This is a genomic window from Rickettsia sp., assembly GCF_965035265.1.
Map to the genome: position 1 here is coordinate 1 of NZ_CBCDJS010000035.1, position 11,943 is coordinate 11,943.

Genomic DNA, 11,943 nt, shown 5'->3' on the forward strand with positions numbered 1-11,943 from the left:
ACTTGTAACGCTTGCAGCTACTATGCCTATTGTAGCTTCAATGGGCGGAAATGCCGGAACACAAGCTATGACCGTTACGGTTAGAGCCCTTGCTAATAAGGATATTCATTATAATAATGTCAATAAAGTTATATTAAAAGAAATAGCCGTATCGGCTTTTAACGGTTTTGTACTTGCAATTATCGGAGCAGGACTTAGCTTTGTGATGTTGTTTGATTTAAAGCTTAGTGTAATTTTTGCTATTGCAGTTATTTTAAATTTCTTAGTAGCCGGATTATTCGGCTCTGCTATTCCTATAGTACTGCATTATTTTGATATCGACCCCGCTGCAGGCTCTGGCGTATTCCTAACAACCATAACCGATGCGTTAGGTTTCCTAACTTTCTTAAGCCTTGCTCATATTTTTTTAGTGTAATTGTTTATTAGATATCTTTCCAAACCAGCTTATAGAGAAGAATTTAAAGGAGACAACTCAGCACCGCAGCGTACGTAGAAGTACGTAAGGATGCGAGTCTAGGCTCGACGTATAAATTACCTCTAGAAGCGAAGTTTGGAAAGGTATCTATTCAAATAAAAATACATACATATTACAGCAAGCAGTAGCTATAGCTCCAAGACATTTACATATACCACAACTTGTATCCTGGTTTTCAAAATCGATAATATTATTAACATTATTCTCATAAGATACGTGATTATCTCTCGGTATGTTCTGATTATTATTATTAATATTCGACTCTTTGAACAATAAATTTGCAACAGTAAGTATTAACTCACCCTGTGATGCAGTTAGATTAGTATTATTTAAGGAGCTAGCTTGTGCATACTCTTGTGCTTCTAAACTATTACGGTTTGACATAGTTATATTTTGACTTTAGGATTAATATTTTAAATTATATAATAATAATCTTTAATCCGCGGCTATTTATTATTGCAATTTTTTAATTAATAGCTCACAAATTGTAATTAGAGGCTATCTGTAAATAAAGTTTATGGAAGATTTAAACCCTTGGAAAGAAAAGTTTGAAATTTGTGTTTATAGTAAAAAACTACTTGATAAACTCGAATTTTTAAATACTAAAGTAAAAAATCCTATGGATATCCTTGAAATCAAAAAAGGTATCTACTATGCCCGTAAATATCACGGTTCTCAAATGCGTCAATCAGGCGAGCCTTATTATTCGCACCCGATTGAGGTAGCAATTATGCTTGCTGAATTTGTAGCTGAAGAAACCCCTAAGCTTTATAACGTTATTATGCTACAAGCCGCTTTACTTCATGATACTATTGAAGACACCGAATTAACTGAAGAAGCAATTACTGAAATTTTTGGACCGGAAGTAGCAAAACACGTAGAAGGTCTAACTAGAATTAAATCTTACGGAAAGATAAGTAGCGGAGAAAGCTTAAACTTATTAATTAAAGAGAAAAGATACAATACAGCATTAATAAAATTATTTGACCGAATTCATAATGTACAAACTTTGGGAGTTAAATCACCTGAGAAAGCTAGAAAAATTATTGAAGATACTTTAATAAATTTTCTTTTGGTCGCTGCTAATATAAATTATAAATTAGAACGAGAATTTGCTGAGTTATGCCTAAAAGTTTTTAATATCGAACTTGAAAGACAAAAAGCTTTTTCTAATAATAAGCCTCTGCTTCCTCCTCTAACTTTATAAAATGATTTACTCCAAATGTATAACCAATTAGAATTGGAATAATAAAGAATAATAATCCCCAGTGATTAAAATAATCTATCAAGTAAATTGTTCCAAAAGAAGAAACTGCAAACATTAAAGCTCTTGATAAAGCAAATATAAAACTACCACATGTAAAACGTTTTAATACCGGAAATCTTGCATAAAACACTGCACCTGCCGGAAAAGTAGTAGGTGCAAATACTGCAATAAATAATTGGAATAAAAGTAATTCGATAGTAGTTGAAATATTATTTAGTAAGATAGGGGACATAATAGCTACAATAGAAAATATTATTAATCTTACTTTAAGGACTTTTAAAGGATGTATTTTACAAACCACATAAGTAACAATTATTGTACTTATTAATTCTGTACCACAAACAATAAAATTTTGATGAATTACTTGAGCAACACTGTAATTAAATGAGTTTTTTAGCATATTACCGCAATAAATATAAACAATATAAAACCATAACGGGGCTCCACAATGTATAAAAAAGAAGGCTATTGCTGTTGTTTTATTAATTTTTTCACTCCAAATAGGGCTTGATTTTAGCCGATTACTATCTATCCCCGCTTGTGCTACAGTTTTCTTTATTCGTCTTTTTGCATCAATGAAATCCGGAGTCTCTCTAAGATTTGTCCTTGCAACAGCACCAACTATAGCAATAGCTGCTCCAAACCAAAAAGCAATACGCCAGTCAAATCCAAAAGAAGTAACAAGTGTTCCTACTGCCAATGCCACAGTTGCACCTAAAGTTACAAAAACAACAAGCGAAGCCACTACCCAATAACGTTGAGGAATTTTTGTCATTTCAGTTAGATAAAGCTCAGCCCCTACTACCTCTCCCATAGAAGACATCCCCTGAGCGATCCGACACGCAGTTACTACAAAAGTTGCCGTAATACCAATTTCGGCATAAGTTTTTAAATTAGCCATTATAAGACAACAGAGCGACATTAAAAAAGTTGTAATAATAACCGTTGCCTTACGACCTATAGTGTCTCCTATCCAACCGAATATTAAAGCACCGATAGGTCTAAATACATATGTAGAACAATATGCAATGGCAGAATATAGAGAAGCGGCTCGTGCATCGGCTTCAGGAAAAAATAGCTCGTTAAGAAGTACCGCCATATGTACATAGAGCATAAGATCAAAATATTCAAGAAATGTACCTATCGATAGTAGCCCTATAGCTTCTTTTTGATTACGGGCTAAACTTTTTTGCTCTTTTGCGTAACTCAACATATTTTCTTTACAAATTAGTTAAAATTAATAAAGAATTATACTGTTTTATATAAAAGCAAAAGTCAATTTAAAAAAATTAGATCTTAAGTTATGAATCCGATAACTTTAGTACAATATCTTTTTGAACGATGCCAATAAATTTCTAATTTAATACTTGCAATTTATCTTATAATTACTTATATTCAGATTCGCTTAGATTAAAAAGCACTAAGGCGTTTTAATGTAATTAATTTTGATCCCCTTAAACTTTTTATGTTAAAACGCCGTTATTAGAGGGTATCGGTAAATAAATTTTAACCGATAATTTAAGCGGGTGTAGCTCAGGGGTAGAGCGCTACCTTGCCAAGGTCGAAGTCGAGGGTTCGAATCCCTTCACCCGCTCCAGTGATTTTTCCCGTTTTATGTCATTACCGCGTGGCGTTGTTGCGTGGATACCAAAACCGTCATTGCGAGGAGCGAAGCGACGCGGCAATCCAGAAAAAGATTAAAAAAACTCTGTAAATCAGAATTTTTAACTGGATTGCTTCGTCGAATTACTACGTAATTCTTCTCGCAATGACGAAAAATCAGTCCAGGCAACAACGCCCTTTCACAAATGACATCAGTAAGTTTATCATAAATTCAATCTTCCAAACTATATTTTTTCTTAATATCTTCTAATGACAATTACTTCTTCTTCTCTTTCTATACGTGATAAAGCAATTAATAAATCAGCTTTTTCTTCTATATAATTTTTTACATCGGCGATTTTAGTTGTCATAGATATAATTAGTTTTTGATTATTTATAACTAGCATAAACTATAATTAACTTATACATTATTTATTTTACCCTTGCATTAAAGCGTTTAGCTAGCTATTTTTATTCTATTGAATTTTTTATATTTAATAATCTAAAGGAAGCAACATATGTCAGCAAGTACGCAAGATAATCAGGTAAACACTAACGATACTATAGAAATACAGGAAACTGAGGTAGTTCCTGTAGAAACAAGTTCTCTACAGTCGGGGTTAACAAGCTTAATACCGATGGTTTTAATTTTTGCCGTATTTTACTTCTTATTATTACGTCCACAAGAAAAACGTCGTAAAGAAAGAGAAAAGTTAGTAAGTGAAGTTAAAAAAGGCGAAGAAGTTCTAACAAATAGCGGCATTTACGGTATTGTGACTAAAGTAAATGAAAATGATAATAATATTGAAATCGAAATAGCAAAAGACGTACGTATTAAAGCTTTAAAAAGTGCTGTTGTTGATATAACCAGCCGTTCAAAAGACGTTCCGGTAAAAAAAGAAGATAACAAAAATAATAAAAAAGATAAGAAGGTAAGCGGTGCAAAATCTTCCTAAATGGAAAATTTTTCTTTCTATTATATGTACAATATTTGCGATTATTTGTGCTTTACCTAATTTCATGCAGGTAAACTATAAGCTTCTGCCTCATGATTCAGTAAATCTAGGTCTTGACCTTAGAGGAGGAGCCCATTTATTACTCGATGTTGATTTTGATACCTATTTAAATGATTCAATGGAAAATCTAGCCGATAATTTGCGTAAAAATTTCCGTGACGATAAAATCGGTTATAAAAATCTGTTAGTTAAACAAAATAGCATCCACTTAGAATTAAGAACGCCTGAGGAATTAAAGCAGTTAAAGAAAATAATTAACAAAATTGATTCTGAAATTATAGTCGAAGTTAATGAAAATAAAATAAAGCTTAGCTACAGCGAATCTAGATTAAATGACTTACTTAATAAGGTAGTAGACCAATCTATTGAGATCGTTCGCATGAGAGTTGATAGTACCGGCACTAAAGAACCAACGCTACAGAAGCAAGGCGATAAGCATATATTACTGCAAGTTCCAGGAGAAGAAAATCCTTCTTACCTGAAGAATATATTGGGGAAAACTGCAAAACTAACTTTTCATTTAGTTGATGAAAATGCCAATATCGAAGAAGCAGTAAAAGGACATGTTCCGGTAGGTTCAATGCTAGTTAAGGGAGATAGCGAAAGTCAAGGTGAGTATTCTGTAGTTATAAAGAAAAAAGTTGTTTTAGGTGGCGATCAACTGACCACGGCTTCAGCTTCTTTTGACCAAAATTCGCAAGCAGTAGTTGCTTTTTCTTTCAACAATTTAGGTAGTAAAATATTCGGTGAAATAACTAAAAATAATACCGGTAAACGCCTGGCTATAGTTTTAGACAATAAATTACTAAGTGCTCCAACGATAAATGGAGCGATTATGGGTGGAAGCGGTATAATAACTGGAAATTTTACCGTTGAGTCTGCAAATGAGCTTGCACTATTATTGCGAGCCGGTTCTCTCCCTGCCCCACTTAAAATTATTGAAGAGAGAAGTATAGGTCCAAATTTGGGAGCTGATTCTATAGAGTCGGGCAAAAAAGCAGGACTTATAGGATTTATAGCCGTTTGTATATTTATGATTTGGTCTTACGGTGTACTTGGTTTATTTGCCAATATAGCCTTAAGCCTTGCATTGTTATATATTCTAGCTTTACTTTCACTTTTCCAGGCTACTTTAACTCTGCCTGGAATTGCAGGAATAATACTAACTATGGGCATGGCTGTTGATGCTAATGTATTGATTTACGAAAGAATTAAGGAAGAACTGCATAAAGGAGTTTCTAATCTTTATGCTATTAGAACCGGTTTTGAATCTGCGTTTGCTACTATCCTTGATTCCAACTTAACTACTTTAATCGTTGCTTTTTTACTTTATATATTTGGAGTAGGCGCAATAAAAGGTTTTGCCGTTGCATTAACGATCGGAATTATATCTTCAATGTTTTCGGCGATTATCATCACTAAATTGTTAATAGATATTTGGGTAAAATATTTTAAACCTAAAAAGCTAGGGCTTGTGTAAGAACAACCAAAATGTCATAATTTTAAACTTCTTGAAAGAAAAAATTATACTCCTGTGAAATGAAGAGTTGATATACGAAGTTCAACTTGGAAAAGAGCCAGGAGTCTGTAAGCCGAGGAGCGGAGCGTATAATAATACGTGAGCATCCGAGGACTTACAAAGACGACGTAGCCAATTTTTCAAGTTCAACGAGTATATTTATGAAAATGCAGTCAAATGTAATAAAAATAATTATCGTAATTAGCTTATTAATAGGAGTAGGAGCATTATATTTATTGCTATCTTTAAAAACACCCGACAAACCACTTGCCGGTCAAGTTAATATTTACGAAGATAACGTAAAAATCGGTGGTGATTTTGAATTAATAGATCAAAACAATGAAGTATTTAATAGTGACAGATTAAAAGGTAATTTAAGTCTCATTTACTTTGGATTTACCTCTTGTCCGGACATATGCCCGACTTCTCTAAATAAAATGACAGAGATTGTAGAAATTTTAGGTAAACATAAAATAGATCTCATACCTATTTTTATTACTATTGATCCAAAACGTGATAATCCTATAGTACTTAAAGAATATTTAAAACATTTTCATCCCAAATTTATAGGTCTTACCGGTAGTGAGGGGCAAATAAAAGATGTAACTGATAAATTCAAGGTTTTCTATGCTCGTGTAAATAGTGACGATGACGACCCAAACTATATGCTCGATCATTCATCTTTTACCTATTTAATGGATGCGAACGGAAAATATCTGAAACATTTCTATTTAGATTCTTCGCCTAAGGAGATTATGGAATTTTTGAGAAATGAATAATTATATATCGGTAGCATATTTATTTACCTTTTTGGCCTTAACGATATTGTTAATAGTAAGTTTTTTAAATTATAAATCATTGAGAAAACAAGAAAAATTTGATGCAAAAGAGAGTAAGAAATAGATTAATAACAATAATTATTTGTTTCTGCTCAGCAGCTCTTGGAATTAGTATAATACTTTATAATTTAGAGAATAATATAGTATTTTTTTTGCCACCGTCAAAAATTAATGAAATAGAACAGGGCAAGGAATTAAGAGTTGGCGGGCTTGTTAAAACAGACTCAATAACTAAAATTGCTGCTGATAAGATAAGTTTTGTTATTACCGATAATATTAAGGATTTAGAGATATTATATCAAGGTGTACTCCCTGCTCTATTTCGTGAAAGACAGGGAATTATTGCTATCGGACAATTATCGAATGGAAAATTTATAGCAAGACAGTTACTAGCAAAACATGATGAGAATTATAGACCTCCGAGTTAAAGCACTCGGTGTCATACCGTGGCTTGACCACGGTATCCATAAAAACAACTTAAAACACAAGTTGTTTCAATATTTTTAACTGGATGCCGTGGTCAAGCCACGGCATGACAAAAACAAAACAAAAAACATGTTTATAGATAAAATCAAAGCAAAAGCAAATAATGGCGAAATAAACGTAATTATCGAAATTCCGATGAATAGCGGTCCAATCAAATACGAATTTGACAAAGAATCAGGAGCAGTTTTTGTTGATCGCTTTATGCAAACTACCATGAGCTATCCGTGTAATTACGGCTTTATTCCTCATACTCTTTCAAATGACGGCGATCCGGTAGACGTACTTGTCGTAGCTCATCATCCGGTAGTGCCTGGATCGGTTATAAAATGCCGAGCAGTCGGCGTATTAATGATGGAAGACGAATCAGGACTTGATGAGAAGATTATCGCAGTACCAACCTCAAAGCTTGATATTACTTTCGATCATATCAAAGAGCTAGATGATCTATGTGAAATGCTCAAGAAACGTATCGTTCATTTCTTTGAACATTATAAAGATTTAGAAAAAGGTAAATGGGTTAAAGTTACAGGCTGGGAAAATAAAGCAAAGGCCGATAGCTTGATTAATGAAGGAATAGACAGGACTAATAGCAAGTTGTAAAAATTAGTATTTATAAGCATTGCTGTTTGGCTTTCTATGTCATTCCCGCGTAAGCGGGAATCTAGAAAAATAACCTTAATCCCGATCTCAACAATTACACATTAATTAGCAAAATAAACATGTAAAAAACAAGTTTTTTACATGTTTTACTGGATTCCCGCTTTTAGCTAGGAATGACATTAATAACATTAAAATAAAAAACAAACAGTGACATTAGACTTTTTGCATAACGCAACTAATAAAGAGGAATTTGAAGGAGACACTTCACCTCGCACCGCAGCGTACACTTTAGTACGTGAGGATGCGAGTACCGGATTGACGCACAAATTACCTTTAGAAGCAAGTTATGCAGGAAGTCGATTATTTCGTTCAGGAATCATAGTAGCTTTCTTTACATTAATTTCTCGTATATTTGGCTTAGTACGTGAGCAATTCATTGCATCATTATTTGGCTCTACACCTATGGGTGATAGTATTAATGTTGCTTTCAAACTACCAAATCTATTTAGAAGAATTTTTGCAGAAGGTGCATTATCAAGCGTATTCATTCCTATTTACAATGAAAAAATGCTGATCTCTAAAAAAGCTGCTAATAATTTTTCAGGCGAGGTATTTACTCTTCTACTTCTGACATTAATAATCATAATAGCATTAATGCAAATTTTTATGCCGCAATTAATGCTGTTTATTGCTCCTGGTTTTCATGGTAAAAAAGAAAAGTTTGAGCTTACAGTATTTTTATGCCGAATTACTATACCTTATTTAATATTTGTTTCATTAACGGCTCTACTTGGCGGAATATTAAACTCCGTAAAGAAATTTGCCGCATTTGCTTTTTCACCGGTTATTTTAAGCGTGTGTGTAATAATTTTTACTTTAATGTTTGATAATTACATAGAAGCTCCTATCTCAATCAGCCTATCTTTAATAATTGCCGGAATATTACAAGTCTCTTTTATGTTTGTCTGCGTGAAAAGAGCAAATTTAAACTTTCCGATAATTTTTAACCCAAGCGACCCTGACGTAAAAAAGCTTTTGATTAATATGGGACCGGCGACCATTAGCTCCGGCGTACAGCAATTAAACCTTTTCATATCTCAATCTATTGCTAGCTTTATTGAAGGCGCCATTTCGATATTATCTTACGCCGACCGAATATATCAATTTCCTTTATCAATAATAGGTACTAGCTTCTCTACTATATTGCTACCTGAGCTGTCAAAAATCTATAAATCAAATGATCTAGTAGCTGCAAAAAAAATACAGAATAATGCTATTAGAATGGGATTATTGTTATCACTACCTGCTACATTCGGTATTATAATTCTATCTCATCCTATCATTAACATAATATATGAAAGAGGTGTTTTCACAAGCCAAGATACTACAAATACTGTCGAGGCTATTTCTGCGTTTGCCCTTGGACTTCCTGCTTTTATTTTGGCAAAAATCTTAACTCCTATTTTTTATGCTAACGGTGATACTAAAACGCCCCTCAAAATTACTTTATTTTCAATTATAATTAATACCGGTATGAATTTGCTACTAATGGATTCTTTAAAACATATCGGTATTGCGGTGGGTACATCTATTGCAGCATGGTATAATCTAGGTTTATTATATAGCTATACTACAAAACAAAATAAACTACATATAGAAGACGGAATAAAACTTTTTTGCGGTAAAATTTTATTATGCTGCATAATAATGTCTATTATAATTGCTTTAATAAAACATTATTGTTTAGAATATTTTTATTCAGAATATTTACTGATTAAAGTCTGCATGCTAGGCAGTACAATTGCAGTTGGAATGGGAGCATTTTTCGGCACGGCATATTTATTAAAACTGGGTAATTATGGTTATAACAAGAAATAAATCAAACTATCAGGATCTGCTAAAAACCTTAGCTATTATAGCTATGGTCATTGATCATATGGGTTTATATCTATATCCTGAATTAACGATTATGCGGATCATAGGTCGCACAGCTATGCCGGTTTTCTGCTTTTTTGCCGGTTATAATTTTCATGATAAGCCAAAAACTAGAATAATAATACTCGGTGTTTTGCTACAAATATATACTACAATATTGTTTAAACAGTTTATTACTACAAATATTCTAATATCGATCTATTTAGGGCAATGTTATATTTATTATTTCCGCAAGTCTTTAACTCGCTTTTTCTATAGCGGCTATTGTCATGTGATTATAATGACAATATTGTTTTATATTAGCTGGGCTTTGATTGACTACGGTACTCTTGTAATTGCTATAATGATACTTGGATTTATTGCAAAGCATGAGCCGGCAAACCTAAAGCTTTGTTGTTTTATAACAATTTTTACTTCTATCGTGCATTCCACCATTTTCACTCTTGCAATTCCTTTTAGTGATTTTAATTTTTCAAATACTGAGTTAATTTTAGACCTCATCCTCTTAACAGTTACATATATATTAATAATAATAAAAGATTATTCACAAAAAATAGCTATAAATTTAAAATGGATAAGCCGTAATGTTTTATATATCTATTGCATCCAAATTATGATTTTACAATTTATATTTATATATAAATACACATATGGTTTTAAAAATTGGTAGATAAACATTAATAATTAGTGACAGCGATTCTAGATTAATATTAATATATACTTTAAGTAGATGAAAAACCAGTATACGAAGATCAACTGAGGAAAGAGCAAGGAATCCACACGACGAGGAACACAGCGTATACTTAATACGTGAGAACCATAGCTCTTGTAGGACGACGTAGCCAATTTTTCAAGTTCTATCTTAGTATACATGATATTGATATTAACTATATGAATGTAATTGATCGTTTAATTTTAGATAATGAAACATATAAAAAACAATTTAGAAAAAACAAACTCTTTGAAATTAAGCTAGATAATACCCTACAAAAAAATAAATTTCTTAAACATTTTCGGATTTGGTCAGACGAATTTCAGAAAATGGTATTAGCAAGAGTAGTATTTTCAGAAACAAAAGAATTTAAACAACTTGCGTGGGAGCATCTCACCGATGAATTTGGACATAATGTAGAATTATCACAAAATCTAGAAACTGATGAAGCCTCAGACTCTATTTTTGAGGCTTTAGGTTCATGGTTTACGCTAAAAATGATGACTCTTGGAGATGGCGAAAGAGCCGTTCTTGTCCATTTAGTAATAGAGTCTTGTGCTACTATATTTTATGAAAAGCTAGGATCAATATTTCTTAATCATAAAGCATCAAAACATTTCAAAACACATATGCACCTTGATCCTGAACATGAACAAATGGGAATAGATTTATTAAAACGAATAAATATTAATGACTCTTCTTTCACTATTCAAAGAAAAGGCTGGGATATGATTGAAGCTTTATTTACAAGACTTGCTGAAATCACTCGAGACTGATTTGATCCTCGCAAAACTCGTTTTACAATATTCGGTTCTTTCTCAATGATTTTAAGAAGTAATTTTGCAGCTCCTGTAGGTAATCTTCTTCCTTGTTCCCAGTTTCTTACGGTTGCTACGCTAATACCGAAAGTTATGGCAAATTGCTGTTGGGTTAACTGCAATTTTTCTCTTGCCTCATGAACATCAGCATCAGGTAATGAAATGCTATGCTTTTTTACTTTTAGTTTACCTTTAGCATATGATAATGCCTCTTGCATTCCTATTAATATACTTTCCTCTGTTTGATTAAGTTTTTTATTATTCATTTTTACCTCTACTCATATATAATTTTATCAGCTCTTCACTGAGTATTTTTAATTTATTACAACTATCCTGACTAATGTTTTCTACTTTACTTTTTATAAAACCGGTTATTAAAAATACCGGCATATTTTCATTATGGAAAAAATAAATTATCCTTATACCGCCACTTTTTCCTTTATTATTACTACCTAGGCTCTGTGAACATTTCTAAAAAGATCTAATTTTGGTTATTTTTTGCTGCAAATTATAAGATTTTTTTGAAATATGAATAACTATTCCCGCAAAAATCTTATTAATTTTCGCTAAAAAGTACCTCAAAATAGTAAATCAATTAGAAATGTTCACAGAACCTAGAGCAAACCTCAATTTTCTTATTCCACCCCCACCCTTTATAATATCCCCCTGCTCAG

14 protein-coding genes, 1 tRNA gene and 2 pseudogenes are annotated in these 11,943 nt (G+C 32.4%); 12 read left to right on the plus strand and 5 right to left on the minus strand.

The window, feature by feature from the left end; genetic code table 11:
- Both AC1Z7D_RS03385 and AC1Z7D_RS03390 read left to right on the plus strand, forming a co-directional pair.
- On the plus strand, positions 1-415 hold a 415-nt coding region (locus AC1Z7D_RS03385; RefSeq protein WP_482601976.1), incomplete at its 5' end, for a magnesium transporter.
- A 6-nt stretch (positions 416-421) separates the two neighbouring features.
- Positions 422-576, plus strand: a pseudogene (locus tag AC1Z7D_RS03390) (palindromic element RPE1 domain-containing protein); the annotation flags it as partial.
- Here AC1Z7D_RS03390 and AC1Z7D_RS03395 read toward each other — a convergent pair.
- A complete protein-coding gene (locus AC1Z7D_RS03395) occupies positions 563-859 on the minus strand; it encodes a hypothetical protein (RefSeq protein WP_482601978.1) in 297 nt (98 codons plus the stop codon). The pseudogene AC1Z7D_RS03390 and the gene AC1Z7D_RS03395 overlap by 14 nt on opposite strands.
- A gap of 133 nt (positions 860-992) precedes the next feature.
- On the opposite strand from AC1Z7D_RS03395, the gene AC1Z7D_RS03400 reads away from it, so the two are divergent.
- Positions 993-1,682 (plus strand): HD domain-containing protein, encoded by a 690-nt coding sequence (locus AC1Z7D_RS03400; protein WP_482601980.1) that lies wholly within the window; start codon positions 993-995, stop codon positions 1,680-1,682.
- On the opposite strand, the gene AC1Z7D_RS03405 is transcribed toward AC1Z7D_RS03400, so the two are convergent.
- Positions 1,645-2,955, minus strand: a complete 1,311-nt coding sequence (locus AC1Z7D_RS03405; protein WP_482601982.1) for an MFS transporter — start codon at positions 2,953-2,955, stop codon at positions 1,645-1,647. The two genes, AC1Z7D_RS03400 and AC1Z7D_RS03405, sit on opposite strands and share 38 nt — an antisense overlap.
- A gap of 309 nt (positions 2,956-3,264) precedes the next feature.
- Between AC1Z7D_RS03405 and AC1Z7D_RS03410 the strand changes: the two genes are divergently transcribed.
- Positions 3,265-3,339: transfer RNA gene (locus AC1Z7D_RS03410), tRNA-Gly, on the plus strand.
- 237 nt (positions 3,340-3,576) lie between these two features.
- Here the strand turns inward: AC1Z7D_RS03410 and AC1Z7D_RS03415 are convergent.
- Positions 3,577-3,751 (minus strand): annotated as a pseudogene (locus tag AC1Z7D_RS03415) (antitoxin of toxin-antitoxin stability system).
- 111 nt (positions 3,752-3,862) lie between these two features.
- Between AC1Z7D_RS03415 and yajC the strand changes: the two are divergent.
- The 8 genes from yajC to AC1Z7D_RS03455 all read left to right on the plus strand — a co-directional run bounded on the left by yajC (position 3,863) and on the right by AC1Z7D_RS03455 (position 11,227).
- Positions 3,863-4,300: a preprotein translocase subunit YajC gene (gene yajC / locus AC1Z7D_RS03420; protein WP_482601984.1), complete on the plus strand. Its 438-nt coding sequence runs from the start codon at positions 3,863-3,865 to the stop codon at positions 4,298-4,300.
- Positions 4,284-5,840 carry a protein translocase subunit SecD gene (gene secD, locus AC1Z7D_RS03425; RefSeq protein ID WP_482601986.1) on the plus strand — a complete coding sequence of 519 codons (1,557 nt, stop codon included), beginning with the start codon at positions 4,284-4,286 and terminating at the stop codon, positions 5,838-5,840. The genes yajC and secD overlap by 17 nt, the downstream gene beginning before the upstream one ends.
- A gap of 200 nt (positions 5,841-6,040) precedes the next feature.
- Positions 6,041-6,658, plus strand: coding sequence for an SCO family protein (locus tag AC1Z7D_RS03430; protein ID WP_482601998.1), 618 nt, complete (start codon positions 6,041-6,043; stop codon positions 6,656-6,658).
- A 101-nt stretch (positions 6,659-6,759) separates the two neighbouring features.
- Positions 6,760-7,146 (plus strand): cytochrome c maturation protein CcmE, encoded by a 387-nt coding sequence (gene ccmE / locus AC1Z7D_RS03435; protein ID WP_482601988.1) that lies wholly within the window; start codon positions 6,760-6,762, stop codon positions 7,144-7,146.
- A 127-nt stretch (positions 7,147-7,273) separates the two neighbouring features.
- Positions 7,274-7,804, plus strand: a complete 531-nt coding sequence (gene ppa / locus AC1Z7D_RS03440) for an inorganic diphosphatase (protein ID WP_482601990.1) — start codon at positions 7,274-7,276, stop codon at positions 7,802-7,804.
- A 315-nt stretch (positions 7,805-8,119) separates the two neighbouring features.
- A complete protein-coding gene (murJ, locus tag AC1Z7D_RS03445; protein WP_482602000.1) occupies positions 8,120-9,682 on the plus strand; it encodes a murein biosynthesis integral membrane protein MurJ in 1,563 nt (520 codons plus the stop codon).
- Positions 9,663-10,409, plus strand: coding sequence for a TraX family protein (locus tag AC1Z7D_RS03450; protein WP_482601992.1), 747 nt, complete (start codon positions 9,663-9,665; stop codon positions 10,407-10,409). The genes murJ and AC1Z7D_RS03450 overlap by 20 nt, the downstream gene beginning before the upstream one ends.
- Before the next feature lie 221 nt (positions 10,410-10,630).
- On the plus strand, positions 10,631-11,227 hold the full coding sequence (locus AC1Z7D_RS03455; protein WP_482601994.1) for a hypothetical protein: 597 nt from the start codon (positions 10,631-10,633) through the stop codon (positions 11,225-11,227).
- On the opposite strand, the gene AC1Z7D_RS03460 is transcribed toward AC1Z7D_RS03455, so the two are convergent.
- Both AC1Z7D_RS03460 and AC1Z7D_RS03465 read right to left on the minus strand, forming a co-directional pair.
- Positions 11,161-11,535: a helix-turn-helix domain-containing protein gene (locus AC1Z7D_RS03460; RefSeq protein WP_482601996.1), complete on the minus strand. Its 375-nt coding sequence runs from the start codon at positions 11,533-11,535 to the stop codon at positions 11,161-11,163. The genes AC1Z7D_RS03455 and AC1Z7D_RS03460 overlap by 67 nt on opposite strands.
- Positions 11,528-11,692 (minus strand): hypothetical protein, encoded by a 165-nt coding sequence (locus AC1Z7D_RS03465; RefSeq protein WP_482602002.1) that lies wholly within the window; start codon positions 11,690-11,692, stop codon positions 11,528-11,530. Before AC1Z7D_RS03465 ends, AC1Z7D_RS03460 begins: the two co-directional genes overlap by 8 nt.
- Positions 11,693-11,943: the final 251 nt, after the last annotated feature.

Excerpts from the sequence above, each read along its gene's own strand:
- AC1Z7D_RS03395 (WP_482601978.1), bottom strand. The coding sequence starts at position 859 with ATGTCAAACCGTAATAGTTTAGAAGCACAAGAGTATGCACAAGCTAGC.
- AC1Z7D_RS03400 (WP_482601980.1), top strand. The coding sequence starts at position 993 with ATGGAAGATTTAAACCCTTGGAAAGAAAAGTTTGAAATTTGTGTTTAT.
- AC1Z7D_RS03405 (WP_482601982.1), bottom strand. The coding sequence starts at position 2,955 with ATGTTGAGTTACGCAAAAGAGCAAAAAAGTTTAGCCCGTAATCAAAAA.
- yajC (WP_482601984.1), top strand. The coding sequence starts at position 3,863 with ATGTCAGCAAGTACGCAAGATAATCAGGTAAACACTAACGATACTATA.
- AC1Z7D_RS03430 (WP_482601998.1), top strand. The coding sequence starts at position 6,041 with ATGAAAATGCAGTCAAATGTAATAAAAATAATTATCGTAATTAGCTTA.
- ccmE (WP_482601988.1), top strand. The coding sequence starts at position 6,760 with ATGCAAAAGAGAGTAAGAAATAGATTAATAACAATAATTATTTGTTTC.
- ppa (WP_482601990.1), top strand. The coding sequence starts at position 7,274 with ATGTTTATAGATAAAATCAAAGCAAAAGCAAATAATGGCGAAATAAAC.
- AC1Z7D_RS03450 (WP_482601992.1), top strand. The coding sequence starts at position 9,663 with ATGGTTATAACAAGAAATAAATCAAACTATCAGGATCTGCTAAAAACC.
- AC1Z7D_RS03455 (WP_482601994.1), top strand. The coding sequence starts at position 10,631 with ATGAATGTAATTGATCGTTTAATTTTAGATAATGAAACATATAAAAAA.
- AC1Z7D_RS03460 (WP_482601996.1), bottom strand. The coding sequence starts at position 11,535 with ATGAATAATAAAAAACTTAATCAAACAGAGGAAAGTATATTAATAGGA.